This window comes from Streptomyces sp. NPDC041108, from assembly GCF_055592645.1.
This window is the reverse complement of sequence record NZ_JBVIYK010000003.1, coordinates 780,589-801,048: the sequence shown is the minus strand read 5'-3', so window position 1 is coordinate 801,048 and position 20,460 is coordinate 780,589. Positions and strand designations below refer to the sequence as shown.

Below are 20,460 nucleotides of genomic sequence, written 5' to 3'. Positions count from 1 at the left end.
GCGGGGAAGTTCGGCAGGGTGGAGAGGTCGTTCCCGAACGACGCCGTCTCGGAGGTGAAACGGTCACCCGTGAGCTGCATCCCGTCACCGGAATCTCCGGCGAACCGGATGATCACCCGATCGAGTCGGCGGACGTTCTTCGTCCCCGCCGGTTTGCGCTGTTCTCTCAGTTCTCCCAGAGCGGCCTCGTCGGCCTGCTCTGCTGGGCTGCTGACCTGGCTGGTCACTGAACTGGACCTCCCTCGGGGCGGCTGTCCGGGAACGGCCGTCCCGCCGGCCCTCCCAAGAACAACCCTACGTCGGCAAGGGTGACCTTCCCTTGCTCTTTCGCCTGATGGACGTTGTTTTGCCGCTCCTCTACGACCTGACTTGTCATGATTTACCCGCCCGTGTCACTTCCTCCGGAGACGCGCACTGCCCGGTGGGTGGTTCTCGAACCGGACGGCGAGGGGCGATCGGTGAGCGAGGAACGGGGAAGGCGGCGAGGGTGGGGCGGGAGCGGCGGAGTGGTGGAGTGGCGGGGTGGGTGAGCGGCACGGCCCGCGTCACCGCCGCGTGCGACCGCCCGGCGTGGCCGCCCCGACCACTTCCTGACACAGTGTCAGAGGATCATGAATTGAGGTAGGTGAGCACCGCCAGCACACGCCGGTGGTCCCCGTCGCTCTGGGACAGCCCGAGCTTCAGGAAGATGTTGCTCACGTGCTTCTCGACGGCTCCGTCGCTCACGACCAGTTGCCGGGCGATCGCCGAGTTGGTCCGCCCCTCCGCCATCAGCCCCAGCACCTCACGCTCCCTGGGGGTGAGCCCCGCGAGCACGTGCTGCTTCCGGCTCCGCCCGAGCAGCTGCGCGACCACCTCCGGGTCCAGCGCCGTACCGCCCCGCGCCACCCGGACCACCGCGTCCACGAACTCCCGGACCTCGGCCACCCGGTCCTTCAGCAGGTACCCGACGCCGCGACTGGACCCCGCGAGCAGTTCGGTGGCGTAGCGCTCCTCCACGTACTGGGACAGGACGAGCACCCCCAGCTCCGGATGCTGCTTCCGCAGCTGTACGGCGGCCCGTACGCCTTCGTCGGTGTGCGTCGGAGGCATCCGTACGTCCGCCACGACCACGTCCGGCAGGTCTCCCTGCGCCGCGAACTCCGTGATCGTCTTGATCAGGGCGTTCCCGTCCCCTACCCCCGCCACGACGTCGTGTCCCCGGTCGGTCAGCAGCCGCGTCAGCCCCTCGCGCAACAGCACCGAATCCTCGGCGATGACCACCCGCACCCTGTCCTCCACGCCTCGTCCCCCCACGACACCCGCCGCCGACCGGCCCATGCTCCGGGCCCGCCCCGTACGACAGCCCCCAGCATTTCAGCATCGGGACCCCTGGGCTCCGCACAGAGCAGGGATTCAGGTCAGGAACATCGGACAACTGGCCGAATGTCACCGTCGCCCCGGGTGGCGGGGTGCCGGTCCGTCTGGAGAAGGGGTGGGGCCGGGGGAGGACGGGAGGTCGGGAGGGCGGGAGGTCGGGAGGTCGGGCGGTCGGGAGGAGGAAGTAAGGAGGACGGGAAGAGGGCAGGCAAGGGGACGGGAAAGAACACGGAAGCGCGCCCAGGGCGGATACCCCTGGACGCGCCTGCCGGGCCGCCCCGCCTTTCGCGGGACCCCCGCCGCAACCATCTGCTCTTGCGGGCCACCTCGGCTGCCTTCAGCCGATCGTCATCGCCCCGCGTTGCCCACCCGTTGTGCCTCGTGCCTCGTGCCTCGTGCCTTGTGCCTCGTGCCTTGCGCCTCGCCCCGCGCTGCCTGCTGCCCGTTGCGCCTTGCGCCTTGCGCCTCGCTCCGCGCTCCTCGGGCCTGGCCCCCGAGCCTCGCCCCCAGCCCCGCGTGTCATGCCCGGACCAGGCCCTCAACGCCCCCACAACCTTGCCCCCGCACACGCCCTGATGCCCGCCCGCCCTCCGTCAGGTCGCCCGCCAGGGCAGCTCCGCCGTCATCCCCGGGTCAGACCGCCCGCCACGGCAGCTCCGCCGTCACCCGGGTCGGGCCGCCGGCCGGGGAGTCGACGACCAGGATGCCGTCGACCGCTCCGATCCGTTCGGCGAGTCCCGCGAGGCCGGAGCCGCGTCCGGTGTCGGCGCCGCCCACGCCGTCGTCGGCGACCTGGAGCATCAGCCGGTTCTCGACCTTCCACACATCCACCGTCGCCCGCGAGGCCCCCGCGTGCTTGCTGACGTTCTGCAGCAGCTCGGAGACGGTGAAGTACGCGATGCCCTCGATCGCCGGCACCGGTCGCGCCGGCAGGTCCACGTCCACCACCACCGGCACCGTGCACCGCGAGGCGACCGACGAGAGCGCCGCGTCGAGCCCCCGGTCCGTCAGCACGGCGGGATGGATGCCCCGCGCGAGGTCCCGCAGCTCCTGGAGCGCCGTCTTCACCTCACCGTGCGCCGAGTCCACCATCACGGCCGCCGCCCGGGGATCCTCCGCCAGCTTCTCCTTCGCCAGCCCCAGATCCATGGCCAGCGCCACCAGCCGGGCCTGCGCCCCGTCGTGCAGATCGCGCTCGATCCGTCGCAGATCGGCAGCGGCCGTGTCGACCACGACGCCCCGGTCCGACTCCAGCTCCACGACCCGCGCACCCAGCCGCGACGGGCCGAGCAGCGCGCCCACCATCACCCGGTCGACCGACGTCAGGCCCCGCACGATCCACGGCGAGGCCATCGTGAACAGCAGCCCGACCAGCGCGGTCATGGTCACCTCGAACGGGTTGTCGAGATACACGGAGTGCGTCTCGTCCCCGTACAACTGCAGCCCGTCCTGCCCGGCCCACACCGGGAACACCCAGAACCACAGGGGATACGTCAGCATCGCCCACCCGTACGTCCAGAAGGTCACCGCCACGACGAACGAGAACACCGACCACGGGAACTGGATCACCGCGTACAGCAGCTGCCGCCACGAGGACCCGCTGCGCAGCACGGCACCCATCCACGCCATCGCCCCGCGCCCCTTCGGACGCAGCGGCTCCGGCGCCGACACCTCCGCCCCGAGCAGGGCCCGCGCCCGCGCGCGCTCCAGCGCGCCGAACCCCCGGCACCCGACCAGCCCCGCCGCCAGCACCGGGACCCCGAGGAAGGTGACGAGCAGCCCCGCGCCGACCGACACCATCGTCACGGCGTACGTGAACAGCAGGATCCCGATCGGCAGCCCCAGCAGCACGTACCCGAACTCCCGCCAGCTGCGCGCCTCGACCGGCGCCCGCAAACCGGCCGGCAGCCGGTGCCGCCGCTCCTCGCCCCAACTCCCGTACCCGTCCCCGTACTCCGTGGCCATCACCGTCGCCCGCCTCCGCTGGTCCCGCACTCCCGATGTCGTACCTCCACCCTCCTCGCCCCCGCCCGCCGGAACCATGGAGCGGGTCGGCGTCTCGGTACGGGGGTTTTCCCCACCCTCCCGGACCCGCTCACACCGAAGGGGCGCCCACGACCGGCCGTGGGCGCCCCTCACACTTCCGCGGTTCCGACCTACCGCCCCCGCCAGGGCAGCTCCGCGGTCACCGTCGTGGGCCCGCCCACCGGCGACTCGATCACGAACACCCCGTCGACCGCGTCGAGTCGCTCCGCCAGCCCGGCGATCCCGCTCCCTCCGTCGAGCCGCGCGCCCCCTCGCCCGTCGTCCCACACCTGGATCAGCAGCCGGTCGTCGGACCGCCAGACATCCACCGAGGCAGCCTTGGCCCCGCTGTGCTTACTGATGTTCTGCAGCAGCTCGGACACGGTGAAGTACGCGATGCCCTCGATCGCGGCGGCAGGCCGCGCCGCCAGATCGACGCTCACCTTCACCGGCGCGGTACAGCGCGAGGCGACCGACGAGAGCGCCGCGTCGAGCCCCCGGTCCGTCAGCACGGCCGGATGGATCCCCCGCGCGAGGTCCCGCAGTTCCTGCAGCGCCAGCTTCACCTCCCCGTGCGCCTCCTCCACCATCGAGGCGGCCGCGTCGGGATCCTCCAGCAGCTTCTCCTTGGCCAGCCCGAGCCCCATCGCCAGATTCACCAGCCGGGCCTGCGCCCCGTCGTGCAGATCCCGCTCGATCCGCCGCATGTCGGCCGCGGCCGTGTCGACCACGACCCCCCGGTCGGACTCCAGCTCCGCGATCCGCCGCTCCAGCTCGTCGGACGGCGACAACAGCGACCGCACCATCGCCCGGTCCACGTTCGTCAGCCCCCGCACGATGTACGGCAGCACCGGCCACGCCACGAACAGCCCCGTGAGGGTGATGACGAACGTCGCGACGGCCCACGGCATCCGGATCAGCTCGTACAGCATCGAACGCCAGCCGACGGGATCCTTCACGCTCATCCACACCTGCGCGACGAACCCCTCGTCCGCCCGCCGGCTGCCGCCCCGGAACGGCAGTGGACTCGGCTCGTCCACCCGCACCCGCAGCAGCCCCCGCGCCCGCATCCGCTCCAGCCGTCCCAGCTGCCGGGCCCCCATCAGCGCGGCGGCGAGCAGCGGAAAACCGATCACCGTCAACGTCAGGAAGGCGCTGGTGAACAGCACCGTCGTCACGTACACGAACCCGATCAGCGCGCAGGGCAGGTTCGCCAGCAGATGCGCGATCTCCCGCCACGTCTGTCCCCCGAAGGCGAACCGTGCCGGCGGCAACGGCTCCGACGGCGTCTGACTGGAGGGCAGCGGACGACCGTACGGCCGCCCGGAGCCGGAGGATGGGGATGCGGTCATGCCCTCCACCCTGCCCGCCCGCCCCGGCTCCGCGCCATGAGGCGGACCGCCCCGGCCGCCCTGGGGAAAACCCCACCCCACCCCGTCCTGCCCCATCCCGCTCTCTCTCCCCACGCCTCGTCCCGCCCGGCCGGCCGGGCACTCGGGAGCACCCACCCGTGACGGGCTGCTTACGGTCTCTTTAGCAGGGCCTAGACTCCCGTGCGTACAGATCGTCGAACAGCGAAGCACGTACGGCGTCCGCAGCGCGTACGTACGAATCGCCTGGCCAGGGAGCGAGGGACGGACGTGCCGGAACCGACCGTCGCCGTAGCGGCGCAGCCGACCGTCGCCGTCGCGGCGGACTACTTCCAGTCCTACTCGATGGTCGGGCTGCTCGCCGCCGTGGGCGTGCTCTTCGTCGCCGTCGCCTTCGGCGCGGGACGTCTGCTGCGCCCCGACGTCCCCACCCGGGAGAAGCTCCTGACGTACGAGTGCGGCGTCGACCCCGTCGGCGAGGGCTGGGCCCACACCCAGGTCCGCTACTACGTCTACGCCTTCCTCTACGTCATCTTCGCCATCGACTCGATCTTCCTCTTCCCCTGGGCGACGGTCTTCGCGGATCCCGGCTACGGCGCGACGACCCTGGTCGAGATGTTCGTCTTCCTCGGTTTCCTCGCCGTGGGCCTGCTCTACGCCTACAAGAAGGGCGTCCTGACATGGACGTGACCCCAGAAACGAACCCATCGGAGGCGGCGGACGCCCCGGGGCCCGTCCTCCTCCCGGAGCCGAAGCGGCTGGGCGCCCTCGCCCGGCTCGCCCCGGAGCCGATGAAGGTGATCCTCAACTGGGGGCGCCGTTACTCCCTCTGGGTCTTCAACTTCGGCCTCGCCTGCTGCGCGATCGAGTTCATCGCCGCGTCCATGGCCCGCCACGACTTCATCCGCCTCGGCGTCATCCCGTTCGCGCCGGGCCCGCGCCAGGCCGACCTGATGGTGGTGTCGGGCACGGTCACGGACAAGATGGCCCCGGCGGTGAAGCGCCTGTACGAACAGATGCCGGAACCGAAGTACGTCATCTCCTTCGGCGCCTGCAGCAACTGCGGCGGCCCCTACTGGGACTCCTACTCCGTCACCAAGGGCGTCGACCAGATCATCCCCGTCGACGTCTACGTCCCCGGCTGCCCGCCCCGCCCCGAGGCCCTGCTCCAGGGCATCCTGAAACTCCAGGAGAAGATCGCCCGGGAGTCCCTGAGGGAGCGGTACGGCACCGGCGGCGGCCCCGCTGCGGAGGCCGGCCCGTCGACGGCGGCCCTGCAGAGCGGCCTGGTGAAGCCGCCCGCCCTCGCCACCGGCGCCGGGACGACCACCGGCGGCACCACCGAAGTGGGGGACAAGTGACCGGCTGGCTGCCCGCCCCCGCCGAGGAACTCTTCGGCCCGGAGGCCACCGCCGAGGAGTCGTACAGCGTCCTCACCGTGGACGTCCCGTCCGCATCCTGGACCGAGGCGCTGCGCACGGCCCGCTCCACCCTGGGCTGCACCTACTTCGACTGGCTGAGCGCGGTCGACGAACCGGGCACGGGCTTCCGTGTGGCGGCGCACGTGGTGGCCCTGGCCCCGGTCCGCCGCCTGCTCCTGCGCACGACGGTCCCCCACGAGTCCCCGGTCCTGCCGACCGCCGTCGGCATCTACGCCGGCGCGGCCTGGCATGAACGCGAGACCCACGAGATGTTCGGCGTCCGCTTCGAGGGCCACCCCGCCCTGGACCACCTCCTCCTTCCCGAGAACTTCGAGGGCCACCCCCTCCGCAAGGACTTCGTCCTCGCCGCCCGCGTGGCCAAGGCCTGGCCCGGGGCCAAGGAGCCCGGGGAGCCCGCGGCGGGCGCGGCACACGGTGGCCCCAAACGCCGCCAGATGCTTCCCCCCGGCGTCCCCGACCCCAACGAATGGGGCCCCCTCAAGGGCCAGCTCCCCCCGGCTCCGACCCGCCCCGCCCGAGGCACCGCCCGCCCACCCGCCGACCGCCCACCCCGCCGCACCCGCACCGCGGCCGAGGGCTCGGCGGGCCAGACGGCTGCGGGCCGGACGGCTGCCGCCCCGGCACCGGACGCTTCGGGTACGCCGGTTTCCCCGCGACGCGCCCGTTCGGCGGCCGAGGGCTCCGCCGGCCGGACGGCTGCCGCCCCGGCACCGGACGCGAGCGGCAGCCCCACGACGCCGCGCCGTGCGCGCGGCGCGAGCGAGGGGTCTGCCACGCAGCGCGCCCAGCCTGACCGGACCCAGCCCTCCCCGGCCGGGCCCGACGCTCCCGAGGCCCGGCCCGCCGCCGGTGAACGCCCCACCTCGCAGGAGCACTCCACGGCTGAGACCCGGGCCGCCTCCGACCCGCAGCCCACCTCCGGCTCCGGGACCGCCCCCCGCTCAGGGACCGCCCCCGCCGAGCGGACGTCTCCTGCCGGGCCGCGCCGTGCCCGCAGCGCTTCAGGGGGCTCGGCGAGCCGGCGCGAAGGGGCCCCGGACGCAGCCCCCGGCCCCGCCGAGCCCGCGCCGCAGCCCCGCCCCACCCGGCCCGCCCCCCGCAGCACGGACGCCCCTTGGCACCACGCCCGCCCGGCCTTCGACGCCCCCGAGCAACAGCCCGACCCGCAGGACGAGCCCGAGCCGAAGGCCCAGCCCGAGCCGAAGGCCCAGCCCGAGCCGCCCGGCACCGCCACCGATGACGCGCCCCAGGACAACGGGGGCAACGGGGACGACGGGGGCAACGGCACCCCCACCGAAGGCACCCCCCGCGACACCCCTGACCCCGAACCCCCCACGGGAGGCTCGCAGTGAACGACGCTCTGGACGTCGCCCTGAGACTCCTCATCGTCTTCGTCGTCTTCCTCACCTTCCCGCTGATCATCGGCCAGACCGAGCACAAGGTGATGGCCCACATGCAGGGCCGCCTCGGCCCCATGTACGCCGGCGGCTTCCACGGCTGGGCCCAACTCGTCGCGGACGGCGTGAAGTTCGCCCAGAAGGAAGACATCGTCCCGGCCGGAGCCGACCGCCGCGTCTTCCAGCTCGCCCCGGCCGTGGCCCTCCTGCCGTACCTGCTCGTCCTCCTCGCCATCCCGATCGGCCCCGGCGAGGGCGCCGTCGGCGAGGTCATCGACGCCGGCGTCTTCTTCGTCCTCGCGGTGATGGGCGTCGGCGTCCTCGGCTCGCTCATGGCCGGGTGGGCCTCCGCCAACAAGTTCTCCCTCCTCGGCGGCCTCCGCACCGCCGCCCAGCTCCTCGCCTACGAACTCCCGATGCTGCTCACCGCCGCCTCGGTGGCGATGGCGGCCGGCACGGTCTCCCTCGTCGGCATCGTGGACGCCTTCGAGTGGTGGTGGCTCCCCTGGCAGATCGTCGGCGCGATCGTCTTCTTCGTCGCCGGCCTCGCTGAACTCCAGCGCCCGCCCTTCGACATGCCCGTCGCCGACTCGGAGATCATCTTCGGCGCCTACACCGAGTACACCGGCCTCCGCTTCGCCCTGTTCCTCCTCGCCGAGTACGCCGGCATCGTCGTCCTGTGCGGTCTGACCACCGTCCTCTTCCTCGGCGGCTGGCACGGCCCCTGGGGTGCAGACGGCCTCGGCTGGGTCTGGACCCTCCTGAAGACCGCCGTCCTCGCCTTCGTGGTCATCTGGCTCCGCGTGACCTACCCCCGGCTGCGCGAGGACCAGCTCCAGAAGCTCTCCTGGACCCTTCTCGTCCCCCTCTCCCTCGCCCAGATCGCCCTCACCGGCGTCGTCAAGGTGGTGATCCGGTAACCATGGCCCCCTTCCCCGGCTCCGGCCTCGCCAAGGGCCTGGCCGTCACCCTCCGCACGATGACGAGGAAGACCGTCACCGAGCAGTACCCGGACGTCCAGCCCGAACTCCCGCCCCGCACCCGTGGCGTCATCGGGCTCTTCGAGGAGAACTGCACGGTCTGCATGCTGTGCGCCCGCGAGTGCCCGGACTGGTGCATCTACATCGACTCCCACAAGGAGACGGTCCCGCCCGCCGCCCCCGGCGGCCGCGAACGCAGCCGCAACGTCCTCGACCGCTTCGCCATCGACTTCTCCCTCTGCATGTACTGCGGTATCTGCATCGAGGTCTGCCCCTTCGACGCCCTCTTCTGGTCCCCGGAGTTCGAGTACGCCGAGACCGACATCCACGAGCTCACCCACGAGCGCGACAAGCTCCGCGAGTGGATGTGGACCGTCCCCTCCCCACCACCCCTGGACCCCTCGGCCGAGGAACCCAAGGAACTGGCCGCCGCCCGCAAGACCGCCGAGAAACTGGCGACCGCCCAGGCCGCCGAGACGGGCGGAGCCGCACCGACCGAGAACCCCGAACCGCCGACCGCAGGGGGAGACGCGTGAGCCTCGTCGCAGCCACCGCCGCCACCGCCGCCACCACGACGGACCCCACGCTGGCCGCCTCCGCCCTGGCCGCCGTCGAGACCCGCGGCTTCCTCTCCCCGACCGGCGTCGAGATCGCCTTCCTCCTCGTCGGCCTGGTCACCTTCGGCGCCGCGATCGTCACCGTCACCACCCGGCAGCTCGTGCACGCCGCCCTGTGGCTGGTGGTGGCGCTCGGCGGGCTCGCCGTCGAGTACCTCCTGCTCACCGCCGAGTTCATCGCCTGGGTGCAGGTCCTCATCTACGTCGGTTCCGTCGTCGTCCTCCTCCTCTTCGGTCTGATGCTCACCAAGGCCCCCATCGGCCGCTCCCCGGACGCCGACTCCGGCAACCGCTGGGCCGCCCTCACCGTGGCCGTCGCCTCGGCCGCCGCCCTCGTCTGGGTCGTCGTCGACGCCTTCCGCACCACCTGGATCGACCTCGACGGCCCGGCCGCCGGCTCCACCGAGGCCACCGGCGAGAGCCTCTTCCAGAACTGGGTGCTCCCCTTCGAGGCCCTCTCCGTCCTCCTCCTCGCCGCCCTGGTCGGCGCGATCGTCCTCTCCCGCAAGGCGAAGGCCGACGCGCCTTCTGCGGCCCCCGCGAACCCCGCGGCCCCCGCGAACCCCACGGTCCCCAAGTCCGCCGACGGAGGTGCCCGCTGATGCACCTCGCCTACCCGGTCGTCCTCTCCGCCCTCCTCTTCTGCACCGGCCTCTACGGCGTCCTCGCCCGCCGCAACGCGATCCTCGTGCTGATGTCCGTCGAGCTGATGCTCAACGCCGTCAACCTCAACCTCGTCGCCTTCGACGTCTGGCTGAGCAAGGCCGCCGAGGAGACCCTCCACTCGGGCCAGGCCCTGACCCTGTTCACGATCACCATCGCCGCCGCCGAGATCGGCATCGGCCTGGCGATCGTGCTCGCCGTCCACCGCAACCGCGGCACCGCCGACATCGACAAGCTCCGCGACACCGCCGAGGGCCACGAGCCCGCCGGCCCCGACGGCCCCGAGGACCTAGCCGAAGCCGAGGCCCCCGGCCGCCCCGAGCGGAGCGAGAAGGCTGAGGCCACCACGTGAGCACGACCACCCTCGCCGTCCTCGTCCCCCTCCTCCCGTTCCTCGGTGCCGCCGCCGGCCTGCTCCTCGGCCGCACCGCCCCCGGCTTCGTCCGCCCCCTCGCCGTACTCCCGACCCTCACGGCCTTCGCCCTCGCCGTCCTGGTCGCCGTACGCCAGGGCGGTGCCGCCGCGGTCGACGCCGCCACCCGGCTCACCCCGACCGGCTCGGTCCCGATCGACCTCGCCCTGTACATCGACGGCTTCGCCGCCCTCGTCGCCGTCCTGGTCGGCCTCGTCGCCACCTGTGTGCAGATCTACTCGACGGGCTACCTCCGCGACGACCCGCGCTACCCCTCCTACGCCGCCCTCGTCTCCCTCTTCACCTCCGCGATGCTCCTCGTCGTCTACTCGGGCGACCTGATGGTGCTCCTGGTCGGCTGGGAGATCATGGGCATCTGCTCGTACTTCCTGGTCGGCCACTACTGGGAGACCCCGGAGGCCCGCGCCGCCTCCCTCAAGGCCTTCCTGGTCACGAAGCTCGGCGACGTCCCCTTCCTGATCGGTCTGTTCGCCCTCGCCACCGACGCCGGGTCGTTCCGGATCACCCGGATCCTGGCGACCGTCGCCGAAGGCGGCCTCGACCACCCGACCCCGATCGCCCTGCTGCTCCTGGCCGGTGTCGCGGGCAAGTCGGCGCAGTTCCCGCTCCACACCTGGCTCCCGGACGCGATGGCGGGCCCGACGCCCGTCTCCGCGCTGATCCACGCCGCGACGATGGTCGCCGCCGGTGTCTACTTCGTCGCCCGCCTCCTCCCGGTGTTCGCCGCCTCCTCGGCGGCCCTGGTCGTCCTCGCCGTCATGGCCGCGGTGACCATGACCGGCTCGGCCCTCGCCGCGCTCGCCCAGGACGACATCAAGCGCGTCCTCGCCTATTCGACGATGGGTCAGCTCGGCTACATGACCGGCGCCCTCGCCGTCGGCGACCGCGGTGCCGCCGTGTTCCACCTCATCTCCCACGGCGCCTTCAAGGCGCTGCTGTTCCTCGCGGCAGGCGTGACCATCCACGCCGCCGGCACCAACTCCCTGGCCGCCATGTCCCGCATGAGCCACCTGCGCGCCCGCGTCCCCGACGCCTTCTGGACGATGACCGTGGCACTGCTCGCGCTCGCCGCGATCCCGCCCTTCAGCGGCTTCTTCTCCAAGGAGTCCGTCCTCGGAGCCGCCGAGCACGCCGCCGGCGGCCACGCCCAGCCCGTCCCCGGCGCCGCCGGCTGGACCGTCCTCGTCGCCGGTGTCGCCACGGCCCTGCTCACCGCCGCGTACGCCACCCGGCTGTGGCTGCTCGCCTTCCACGGCAAGGGCACCGAGGCCCCCGACCACGGCCGAGAGCCCCGCACGATGACCGTCGTGCTGTGGGTGCTGGCCGTTCCGTCGCTCGCCCTCGGCGGGTTCGCCTACGGCAGGCTCCCCGACTGGTTCGACGGCGACGGCCTGGCCCCCACCCTGACCACGTCCGTCCTCGGCACGGGCGCCGCCCTGATCGGCGCCCTGCTGACGTACGCGGCCTGGCGGTCCACCCGGCCCGAGGCGGCCCGCGTCCCCCTGGGCGCCGTCGCCGCCCATCCGGAGGCGGACGCCGGCACGGTCGAGGCGGAGGCCATCGCCGGCCACACCCCCGCCTACGGGGACGTGGCCTCGGCACCCGACCCGGCGGACCCGGGCCGCCGTCTGCTCGGCCCGCTGCACCGCCATGCCGCCGCCGGCTTCCATCTCGACGCCGTCTACGCGGCCCTCTTCGTCCGTCCGGTCCAGGCCGGCGCGAGTCTCGTCCGGTTCCTCGACCGCGAGGTCGTCGACACCTATGTGAGCGGCGCGGGCGCCCTGCCCCGTCTGCTGGGCGCGGCCGTCCGCCGGGCCCAGACCGGCAACGTCCAGACCTATGTGAGCGCGCTGCTCGCCGGCACCGTCGTCCTGGTGGTCGCCGCCCTCGTCGTCGCCACGGGAGCGTGAGCAGGCGTGATCGATATCAACGAGTCCGTGATGCAGGTCCTTCTGGCGTTGATCGTCGTCGGCCCGCTCATCGGTGCCGCCGCCGCTCTCCTGCCGGCCCCGCCGGGGCTGAAGGGGAAGTCGCCCGAGCAGGCCGTGCTCCGGCACGGGATCACCGTGACCGGCGCGGTCCTCATCGCCGCGATCGTCCTCGCGCTGGGCTTCGACCACGACCAGCCGTCGAAGATGCAGGCCAGTACGGACATCAGCTGGATCCCGGCACTCGACGTGCGCATCCACCTCGGCATCGACGGCATCTCCCTCCCCCTTGTGGTCCTGACCGCGCTGCTGACCTTCCTCTGCGCGCTCTACTCCTACTTCAAGCTGCCCACGGGCCCGTCCCCGAAGGCATTCGTCGCGCTGGTGCTCGTCCTGGAGTCCGGCACCCTCGCGACCTTCGCCGTCCTCGATCTGCTGCTGTTCTTCCTCGCGTTCGAGATGGTGCTCATCCCGATGTACTTCCTCATCGCCCGCTGGGGCGGTGAGCAACGCGCACGAGCCGCCTGGAAGTTCATCCTCTACACCCTGCTCGGTTCCGTGGTCATGCTGCTGGGCCTGCTCCTGATCGGACTCAGGGCGGGCACCTTCGACATCGTGGCACTCACCACTGACAATCACCCCGAACTGACCACATCCGTGCAGGTCGTCGCCGCTTTGTCCATCGGGATCGGACTCGCCGTCAAGACCCCGATGTGGCCGCTGCACAGCTGGCTGCCGGACGCCCACACCGCCGCCCCCACGGTCGGCTCGGTCCTCCTGGCCGGTGTCCTGCTGAAGATGGGCACCTACGGGTTCGTCCGCATCCTGCTGCCGATCACACCCGACGGGTTCCGCACCTTCGCGCCCTACCTCGCCGCCTTCGCGGTCGTCGGCATCATCTACGGCTCGCTCGCCTGCCTCGCCCTCGCCAGGCAGGGCGCGAAGGGCGACCTCAAGCGCCTCATCGCGTACTCCTCCGTCGGCCACATGGGCTTCGTGCTCCTCGGCATCGCCACGATGACCCCGACCGGCGTGAACGGGGCCCTGTTCGCCAACATCGCCCACGGCCTCATCACCGGCCTGCTGTTCTTCCTGGTCGGCGCCCTCAAGGACCGCACCGGCACCACCGACCTGGACACCCTCGCCCAGGAGACCGGCGCCGCCCTCTACGGCAGGGCCCCACGCCTCGGCGGCCTGCTCGCCTTCGCCGCCGTCGCCTCCCTCGGGCTGCCGGGACTCGCCGGGTTCTGGGGCGAGATGCTGGCGCTGTTCGGCGCGTTCGAGCCCGCCGCGGGCCTCAGCCGCCCGGCCTTCCTCACCTTCATGACGATCGCCGCGTTCGGCACGCTCCTCACCGCCGCGTACCTGCTGATCGTGGTCCGCCGGGTCTGCATGGGCGCCGTCCCGAAGGCCCCGACGGACACGCAGAACCCGCGGAACCCGCAGGACGGGCCGGGGCTCGCGGACGTACAGCCGTACGAGTTCGCGGCCTGGACCCCGCTCGTCGCCCTCACCGTCCTCGCCGGCCTCTGGCCCGCGGCCCTCCTCGGTCTGACCGATCCGGCCGTGCAGCAGCTCCTCGCAGGAGGCACCCGTTGAGCCCCTTGGCCCAGCAGCCGGTCCCGGCCCACGCCCAAGCCCACGCCCAGACCCTGGCCGAGTCCGTCGTGCAGTCCGTCGACTGGGTCGCGATCGCGCCGCCCACCATCGCCGCGGTCGTCGGCCTCGCGGTGCTCGTCGCCGACCTGTTCGTGGGCGAGACGCGGAAGCCGCTGCTCGGCTGGACCTCCGTCGCGGGCCTCGGAGCCGCCCTGCTGGCCCTGCTTCCCCTCCTGGACGGCGACCGCGCCACCTTCTGCCTGACCGGCTCCCCGGACGTCTGCAGCTACAGCGCCGACCGCTTCACCCTCGTCGTCCAGTTCCTCGTCCTCGGCGGCGCCCTCCTCACCGCCCTGCTGTCGATGACCGCCCTGAACGACGAGAGGAAGGCCCTGCCCGCCGGGGAGTTCTGGTTCCTGCTGCTGTCGTCCGCTGCGGGCGCGGCGCTACTGCCCGCCTCCCGCGACCTCGCGACCCTGGTCGTCGCGCTGGAGGTCGCCTCCCTGCCCGCCTTCGCCCTCGTCGGCATCCGGCTCGGCGACAGACGGTCCTCCGAGGCCGCCCTGAAGTTCTTCCTGTCGTCCGTCACCGCCACCGCCGTCAGCCTGCTCGGCATCAGCTTCGTCTACGCCACGACCGGCACCCTGTACCTCACCGAGATCGCCGACCGCATCCAGAACGTCGACGCCCAGCTGCACACCGTCACGCAGGCCGGCGTCGTCCTCACCCTCATCGGCTTCGCCTTCAAGACCGCCGCCGTCCCCTTCCACTTCTGGGTCCCCGACACCTACGTCGGCGCCCCCCTGCCCGTGGCCGCCTACCTGTCGGTCGTCGGCAAGGCGGTCGGCTTCTCCGGGCTCATCCTGATCACCGTGGTCGCCCTGCCGTCGTACGCCGACGTCTGGGGCCCCGCCCTCGTCGCCCTGGCCGCCCTCACCATGACCGTGGGCAACCTGGGCGCTCTCGGGCAGCGCTCCACGCGCGCGTACAGCGCGGTCCGGCTGCTCGCCTGGTCCTCCGTCGGCCAGGCCGGCTACCTCCTCGTCCCGATCGCGGCGGCCGCCTACGCCGACAACACCGAGGACGCCGAGAAGGCCGTCGGCTCCACGGTCGCGTACGCCCTGATGTACGCGGTGGTGAACCTGGGCGCCTTCGCCGTGGCCGCCCTGGTCGGCCGTACGAAGACCCTGAACCGCGTCAGCGACTACCGCGGCCTCCACGCGTCGCATCCCCTGTCCGCCCTGCTCCTCGCCTTCTTCCTGCTCTGCCTCGCGGGGCTGCCGCCGGGCATCATCGGCCTGTTCGCCAAGGTCACCGTCTTCTCGTCGGCCGTCGACGCGGGCCTCGGCTGGCTGGCCGTCGTGATGGCCGTCAACGTGGTGATCGCCCTCTTCTACTACCTCCGGTGGACGGCACTGCTGTTCCGCGCCCGCGAGGACGCCACCGAGGGCACGACCGTGGCCGAAGGTGCCGGCGCAGCCGGCCCGCACCGCGTCCCGGCGCCCCTGACCGCAGCCCTCGCCCTGACCGGAATCGTCGGCATCGCCCTGTCCGGCGCACCCCAGCTCGTCCTGCGCTTCGCCGGCATCGGTCTCTTCTAGGCCGACCCGCCCACCCGGACGGCCCACCGGCAGGGCCGCGCGCACAAGGGAACTAGTGCCTCCCGCCTGGCGTTGACCAGTACGGGAAGGTCCACTGAGAGGTGGAGTCGACAGCGACCAGCAAGCAAGGGGTTCCCCTGCCGCACGACTTGGAGGGCGCACCGTGCACCGCCGGCACAACGGGCTCAGGACCGCCGTACTCCTCGGGGGACTGTCCGCACTCATCATCGTCATCGGAAGCCTGTTCGGCCGTATGGGCCTGGTCATCGCGGTCGTCGTCGCCCTCGGCACGAACGCGTACGCGTACTGGAACAGCGACAAACTGGCTCTACGCGCGATGCGTGCCCGCCCGGTCAGCGAGTTCGAGGCCCCGGCGCTGTACCGCATGGTCCGCGAACTCTCCATGCAGGCCCGGCAGCCCATGCCACGCCTGTACATCTCCCCGACGGACGCCCCGAACGCCTTCGCGACCGGCCGCAACCCGCGCAACGCGGCCGTGTGCTGCACCGACGGCATCCTGCGCCTGCTCGACGAGCGCGAGCTGCGCGGCGTCATCGGCCACGAGCTGAGTCACGTCCACAACCGGGACATCCTCATCTCGTCGGTCGCCGGCGCCCTCGCCTCCGTGATCATGTTCCTGGTGAACTTCGCCTGGCTGATCCCCATCGGCCGCTCGGACGACGACGACGGCCCCGGCCTCCTCGGCATGCTGCTGATCATGCTGCTGGGCCCGCTCGCCGCGTCCCTCATCCAGCTCGCCGTCAGCCGCTCCCGGGAGTACGAGGCGGACGCCTCCGGCGCCCACCTCACCGGTGATCCACTTGCCCTCGCCAGCGCCCTTCGCAAACTGGAAACAGGCACCAAGCAGCTGCCGCTGCCCCCGGAGCCCCGGCTCGAGACGGCGAGCCACATGATGATCGCCAACCCCTTCCGGCCCGGCCAGGGATTCTCCAAGATGTTCTCGACACATCCGCCGATGGCGGAACGCATCGCCCGACTCGAGAAGATGGCAGGTCGCCCCCAGTGAAGACCATTCTGAACATCATCTGGCTGATCCTCAGCGGGTTCTGGCTCTTCGTCGGCTACCTGTTCGCAGGCTTGCTCCTGTGCATCACGATCATCGGCATCCCGTTCGGCATCGCCTCGTTCCGCATCGGCGTCTACGCCCTGTGGCCCTTCGGGTACAGCGCCGTAGAGCGCCGCGACGCGGGCGCGCCGTCCTGCGTCGGCAACATCCTGTGGCTGGTCCTGGCGGGCTGGTGGCTGGCGCTGACGCACATCTTCACGGGCCTCGTGCTCTGCGTCACGATCATCGGCATCCCCTTCGGCATCGCCAACTTCAAGCTCGTGCCGGTCTCCCTGATGCCCCTGGGCCGCGAGATCGTCCGCTCCGACCAGCCCTTCGCCCAGCAGCGCTTCTAGCCCGGCACGCCCCGGCCCCCGGCCCCGCTCAGCCGCTGCGCCGCGCCCACCATCGCCGCACGCCGTACGCCGCCGCCCCCACGCCGAGGACGGCGGCGCCCGCGCCCACCGACGACGCCGGCAGCGCGAACGCCAGGACGGCGCACCCCACCAGCCCGATCACCGGCACCACGCGCGCGAGGGGCGCCGAACTCAGCGTCCAGGCGGACGCGTTGGCGATCGCGTAGTACGCCAGGACGCCGAAGGAGGAGAACCCGATCGCGCCCCGGACGTCGGCCGTGGCGGCCAGCACGGCCACCACGGCACCCACGGCCAGTTCCGCCCGGTGCGGCACCTGGAAGCGTGGGTGCACGGCGGCCAGGGCGCCCGGCAGATGCCGGTCACGGGCCATGGCGAGGGTGGTGCGGGAGACGCCCAGGATGAGCGCCAGCAGCGACCCGAGCGCGGCCACCGCGGCCCCCACCCGCACCACGGGCACCAGCCCCGGCACTCCGGCCGCCCGCACCGCGTCGGCCAGCGGCGCGGCGGCGTGCCCCAGCCCGCCGGAGCCCAGGACCGCGAGAACCGCGACGGCGACAGCCGCGTACACGACCAGCGCGATGCCCAGCGCGAGCGGGATCGCGCGCGGGATCGTGCGCACCGGATCCCGCACCTCCTCGCCCAGGGTCGCGATCCGGGCGTACCCGGCGAACGCGAAGAACAGCAGACCGGCCGCCTGCAGCACCCCGCCCACGCCCCCCGACGCGCCGCCGCCCAGCCGCCCGGCCTCCGCCTCCCCCGAACCCAGGCACACGACCACCACGGCGGCGAGGACCGCGAGCACCACCGCCACGATCACCCGCGTCAGCCACGCCGACTTCTGCACGCCGCCGTAGTTCACCGCCGTCAGCGCCACCACGGCCGTCACCGCCACGGCGTGCGCCTGCCCCGGCCACACGTACGCCCCCACGGTGAGCGCCATCGCCGCGCACGAGGCCGTCTTGCCGACGACGAACGCCCAGCCGGCCAGATACCCCCAGAAGGCGCCGAGCCGCTCACGCCCGTACACGTACGTGCCGCCCGACGCCGGGTAGCGGGCCGCCAGCCGCGCCGACGACATCGCGTTGCAGTACGCCACGACGGCGGCGGCCGCGAGCCCGAGCAGCAGCCCCGACCCGGCCGCGCGCGCGGCCGGCCCCAGCGCGGCGAAGATCCCCGCGCCGACCATCGACCCGAGGCCGACGACCACCGCGTCCCCCACCCCGAGCGTGCGGCGCAGCTCCGCACCCGATCCGGTCTGTGTCATGCGCCGCACCCTACTGACCACCGCAACCGCCGGATGTCGCCCGGACGTCCTCCCGGACAACAGGACAGGACGGCATGGTGCCTGGTCCCTGTACGTGGGGGGAAACACAGCACGGCTTGAGTAGCTGTACGGCACGAAAGGGCAGGTTCACGGCATGAGCATCATCGGCTGGATCGTTCTGGGGCTGTTGGCCGGCGCCATCGCCAAACTCCTGCTGCCGGGCCGGGATCCGGGCGGCTTCATCGGCACGACCCTCATCGGTGTCGCGGGCGCGTTCATCGGCGGCTGGATCTCCGCCCGCTGGCTGGACCGCCCGATCTCCGAGAACTTCTACGACGGCGCCACCTGGGCGGCCGCGATCGGCGGCTCCCTGGTCCTGCTGATCGCCTACCGCATCCTGTTCGGCCACTCGCGCCGCTGAGTACGCACACCGTCCGCCGCCACGGATCCGGGGCGGGCGGACGAAAGGGTGGGCACCCCCGGGCCCGGGGGTGCCCACCCTCTTCGCGTACGGCCTCACCTCAGCCGTTCACCGTCCACCCAGGGATGATCACCGGTAGTTGACGAACTGCACCGCGAAGTCGAAGTCCTTGCCCTTGAGGAGGCTGATCACGGCCTGCAGGTCGTCCCGGCTCTTGGAGCTGACGCGCAGCTCGTCGCCCTGGACCTGGGCCTTGACGCCCTTGGGACCCTCGTCGCGAATGATCTTCGCCACCTTCTTGGCGTTCTCCTGGGAGATGCCCTCCTCGATCGACGCGAAGAGCTTGTACTCCTTGCCGGACAGCTGGGGCTCACCCGCGTCCAGCGACTTCAGGGAGATCCCGCGCTTGATCAGCTTGGACTGGAAGACGTCGAGGATGGCCTTGACCCGGTCCTCGGAGTTCGCCTCCATCAGGATCTTCTCGCCGGACCACGAGATCGAGGCGCCGACGCCCTTGAAGTCGTAGCGCTGCGAGATCTCCTTGGCGGCCTGGTTGAGGGCGTTGTCGACCTCCTGCCGCTCGACCTTCGAGACGATGTCGAAACTGGAGTCGGCCATGTGCTGTGGCTCCTTGAAATCGAGGTGTCGGGGGGCGACAAGCCTAGCCACCCCGGCCGCCACGAGTACTGATCAATCAGGTGGCGGAGCACCCCCGGGCATCAGGTATCGTTTACGTCGTTGCCACAGAGCACCGCCGAAAAGCGGTTCGAAGGGCAGCATCCCAGGCGGTGTGCCCGAGTGGCCAATGGGAACGGACTGTAAATCCGTCGGCTATGCCTACCCAGGTTCGAATCCTGGCGCCGCCACGTGGAGGGAAGCCCCTCCGGACTGTGCAAGCAGTCCGGAGGGGCTTCTTCGTGTGTGCGTGTCCGGGGAGTGTCAGTCCGGCCGGGCACACTGACCGCATGTCATCGCGTCGTAGGAACTGCCCCGAGTGCCGTCGTGAGATCGCCGTCGTGGCGGGGCGGTTCGCGCGGCACGATCCGCCCGGAGCGGGTGGGGATCTGGTGTCGTGCCCCGGGTCGCGCAGGCAGGCCCTGATCGGAGCGGCCCAGCCCGCGCTCGACGGGTACGTCGTGCCCGAATTCCCCGGTCAGCTGCCGCTGTTCTGAAGCCCGGGAAACCCCCGCGGGTGCCTCAGTTGCCCGCCACCGACTTCACGGCCACGGACACGGGCACCGAGCCGCTGATGAGTTCCAGGGTCAGACCGGCGGTCGCCGGGGTGTCCAGGAGTTCGGCGAGGGTGGCGGCCACGTCGTCGCGCGGGACGGGGCCGCGGCCCGTGGACGCCTCCAGACGGACGAGGCCGGTGCCGGCGTCGTCGGTCAGCATGCCGGGGCGCAGGATCGTCCAGTCCAGCGCCTCCAGACCGCGTACGTACGCGTCGGCCTCGCCCTTGGCCCGCAGGTAGACGTCGAAGATCTCGTCGCCCTCGTGCGCCGGGTCCGCACCCATCGACGAGACGACGAGATGACGGCGCACGCCCGCGCGCACCGAGGCATCGGCGAACAGGACCGCGGCCCCGCGGTCGACCGTGTCCTTGCGGCCCGCCCCGCTGCCCGGTCCGGCGCCCGCCGCGAACACGGCGGCGTCCGCGCCCCGCAGATGCGCGGCGACCTCCTCGAGCGACGCCGACTCCAGATCGCACAGCACCGGTTCGGCACCGGCCGCGCGCAGATCGTCCGACTGCTCGGCGCGGCGGATGATCCCCGCGACCTCGTGACCACGTGCGGCGAGCAGTCGCTCCAGCCGCAGCGCGATCTGACCATGACCTCCGGCGATGACAATGCGCATGACTCCGACCGTACGCCCGAACGGACGCGTCCGCCGCACAACCATCCGGCCGTCCCGGGCGTCT

General features: G+C 72.1%; 20 protein-coding genes, 1 tRNA gene and 1 pseudogene. 15 read left to right on the top strand and 7 right to left on the bottom strand.

Annotated elements, in window-relative coordinates; genetic code table 11:
- The 4 genes and pseudogenes from ACZ6BB_RS13150 to ACZ6BB_RS13135 all read right to left on the bottom strand — a co-directional run.
- Positions 1 to 227, bottom strand: a pseudogene (locus ACZ6BB_RS13150) (2-oxoacid:acceptor oxidoreductase subunit alpha); the annotation flags it as partial.
- A gap of 382 nt (positions 228 to 609) precedes the next feature.
- Complete coding sequence (locus ACZ6BB_RS13145; RefSeq protein WP_471615292.1) at positions 610 to 1,320, bottom strand: LuxR C-terminal-related transcriptional regulator; 711 nt, start codon at positions 1,318 to 1,320, stop codon at positions 610 to 612.
- A 672-nt stretch (positions 1,321 to 1,992) separates the two neighbouring features.
- Entirely contained in the window at positions 1,993 to 3,324 is a 1,332-nt protein-coding gene (locus tag ACZ6BB_RS13140; protein ID WP_471615291.1) for a sensor histidine kinase, read from the bottom strand.
- Positions 3,325 to 3,515: 191 nt separating this feature from the next.
- Positions 3,516 to 4,736, bottom strand: a complete 1,221-nt coding sequence (locus ACZ6BB_RS13135) for a sensor histidine kinase (protein ID WP_471615290.1) — start codon at positions 4,734 to 4,736, stop codon at positions 3,516 to 3,518.
- A 288-nt stretch (positions 4,737 to 5,024) separates the two neighbouring features.
- Here ACZ6BB_RS13135 and ACZ6BB_RS13130 point away from each other — a divergent pair, with 288 nt between their 5' ends.
- From ACZ6BB_RS13130 to ACZ6BB_RS13075, 12 genes are all read left to right on the top strand, one after another.
- Positions 5,025 to 5,444 carry an NADH-quinone oxidoreductase subunit A gene (locus ACZ6BB_RS13130; protein WP_471615289.1) on the top strand — a complete coding sequence of 140 codons (420 nt, stop codon included), beginning with the start codon at positions 5,025 to 5,027 and terminating at the stop codon, positions 5,442 to 5,444.
- On the top strand, positions 5,435 to 6,115 hold the full coding sequence (locus ACZ6BB_RS13125) for an NADH-quinone oxidoreductase subunit B (protein WP_471615288.1): 681 nt from the start codon (positions 5,435 to 5,437) through the stop codon (positions 6,113 to 6,115). The genes ACZ6BB_RS13130 and ACZ6BB_RS13125 overlap by 10 nt, the downstream gene beginning before the upstream one ends.
- Positions 6,112 to 7,548 (top strand): NADH-quinone oxidoreductase subunit C, encoded by a 1,437-nt coding sequence (locus tag ACZ6BB_RS13120; RefSeq protein WP_471615287.1) that lies wholly within the window; start codon positions 6,112 to 6,114, stop codon positions 7,546 to 7,548. Before ACZ6BB_RS13125 ends, ACZ6BB_RS13120 begins: the two co-directional genes overlap by 4 nt.
- Positions 7,545 to 8,513, top strand: a complete 969-nt coding sequence (locus ACZ6BB_RS13115) for a complex I subunit 1/NuoH family protein (RefSeq protein ID WP_471615286.1) — start codon at positions 7,545 to 7,547, stop codon at positions 8,511 to 8,513. The genes ACZ6BB_RS13120 and ACZ6BB_RS13115 overlap by 4 nt, the downstream gene beginning before the upstream one ends.
- Before the next feature lie 2 nt (positions 8,514 to 8,515).
- A complete protein-coding gene (locus ACZ6BB_RS13110) occupies positions 8,516 to 9,109 on the top strand; it encodes a NuoI/complex I 23 kDa subunit family protein (protein ID WP_471615285.1) in 594 nt (197 codons plus the stop codon).
- Positions 9,106 to 9,792, top strand: coding sequence for an NADH-quinone oxidoreductase subunit J family protein (locus ACZ6BB_RS13105; RefSeq protein ID WP_471615284.1), 687 nt, complete (start codon positions 9,106 to 9,108; stop codon positions 9,790 to 9,792). Before ACZ6BB_RS13110 ends, ACZ6BB_RS13105 begins: the two co-directional genes overlap by 4 nt.
- Positions 9,792 to 10,205, top strand: coding sequence for an NADH-quinone oxidoreductase subunit NuoK (gene nuoK, locus ACZ6BB_RS13100; RefSeq protein WP_471615283.1), 414 nt, complete (start codon positions 9,792 to 9,794; stop codon positions 10,203 to 10,205). Before ACZ6BB_RS13105 ends, nuoK begins: the two co-directional genes overlap by 1 nt.
- On the top strand, positions 10,202 to 12,196 hold the full coding sequence (locus ACZ6BB_RS13095) for an NADH-quinone oxidoreductase subunit 5 family protein (protein ID WP_471615282.1): 1,995 nt from the start codon (positions 10,202 to 10,204) through the stop codon (positions 12,194 to 12,196). Before nuoK ends, ACZ6BB_RS13095 begins: the two co-directional genes overlap by 4 nt.
- A gap of 6 nt (positions 12,197 to 12,202) precedes the next feature.
- Entirely contained in the window at positions 12,203 to 13,813 is a 1,611-nt protein-coding gene (locus tag ACZ6BB_RS13090; RefSeq protein WP_471615281.1) for a complex I subunit 4 family protein, read from the top strand.
- The gene (locus ACZ6BB_RS13085; RefSeq protein ID WP_471615280.1) at positions 13,810 to 15,414 is read left to right on the top strand and encodes an NADH-quinone oxidoreductase subunit N; all 1,605 of its coding nucleotides are present in this window, start codon (positions 13,810 to 13,812) and stop codon (positions 15,412 to 15,414) included. Before ACZ6BB_RS13090 ends, ACZ6BB_RS13085 begins: the two co-directional genes overlap by 4 nt.
- A 163-nt stretch (positions 15,415 to 15,577) precedes the next feature.
- The gene (gene htpX / locus ACZ6BB_RS13080) at positions 15,578 to 16,441 is read left to right on the top strand and encodes a zinc metalloprotease HtpX (protein ID WP_471615279.1); all 864 of its coding nucleotides are present in this window, start codon (positions 15,578 to 15,580) and stop codon (positions 16,439 to 16,441) included.
- Positions 16,438 to 16,836, top strand: a complete 399-nt coding sequence (locus tag ACZ6BB_RS13075) for a YccF domain-containing protein (protein ID WP_471615278.1) — start codon at positions 16,438 to 16,440, stop codon at positions 16,834 to 16,836. The genes htpX and ACZ6BB_RS13075 overlap by 4 nt, the downstream gene beginning before the upstream one ends.
- A gap of 28 nt (positions 16,837 to 16,864) precedes the next feature.
- Here ACZ6BB_RS13075 and ACZ6BB_RS13070 read toward each other — a convergent pair whose 3' ends face one another.
- Complete coding sequence (locus tag ACZ6BB_RS13070; RefSeq protein WP_471615277.1) at positions 16,865 to 18,121, bottom strand: APC family permease; 1,257 nt, start codon at positions 18,119 to 18,121, stop codon at positions 16,865 to 16,867.
- A gap of 154 nt (positions 18,122 to 18,275) precedes the next feature.
- Here ACZ6BB_RS13070 and ACZ6BB_RS13065 point away from each other — a divergent pair, with 154 nt between their 5' ends.
- Positions 18,276 to 18,542 (top strand): GlsB/YeaQ/YmgE family stress response membrane protein, encoded by a 267-nt coding sequence (locus ACZ6BB_RS13065; RefSeq protein WP_020113843.1) that lies wholly within the window; start codon positions 18,276 to 18,278, stop codon positions 18,540 to 18,542.
- 129 nt (positions 18,543 to 18,671) lie between these two features.
- Here the strand turns inward: ACZ6BB_RS13065 and ACZ6BB_RS13060 are convergent, their stop codons facing one another.
- Entirely contained in the window at positions 18,672 to 19,160 is a 489-nt protein-coding gene (locus ACZ6BB_RS13060) for a YajQ family cyclic di-GMP-binding protein (protein ID WP_059079085.1), read from the bottom strand.
- 166 nt (positions 19,161 to 19,326) lie between these two features.
- Here ACZ6BB_RS13060 and ACZ6BB_RS13055 point away from each other — a divergent pair.
- Positions 19,327 to 19,408 (top strand) — tRNA-Tyr (locus ACZ6BB_RS13055).
- A gap of 99 nt (positions 19,409 to 19,507) precedes the next feature.
- Positions 19,508 to 19,714, top strand: a complete 207-nt coding sequence (locus ACZ6BB_RS13050) for a hypothetical protein (protein WP_471615276.1) — start codon at positions 19,508 to 19,510, stop codon at positions 19,712 to 19,714.
- A gap of 25 nt (positions 19,715 to 19,739) precedes the next feature.
- On the opposite strand, the gene ACZ6BB_RS13045 is transcribed toward ACZ6BB_RS13050, so the two are convergent.
- Positions 19,740 to 20,396 (bottom strand): SDR family oxidoreductase, encoded by a 657-nt coding sequence (locus ACZ6BB_RS13045; RefSeq protein ID WP_471615275.1) that lies wholly within the window; start codon positions 20,394 to 20,396, stop codon positions 19,740 to 19,742.
- Positions 20,397 to 20,460 lie beyond the last annotated feature (64 nt).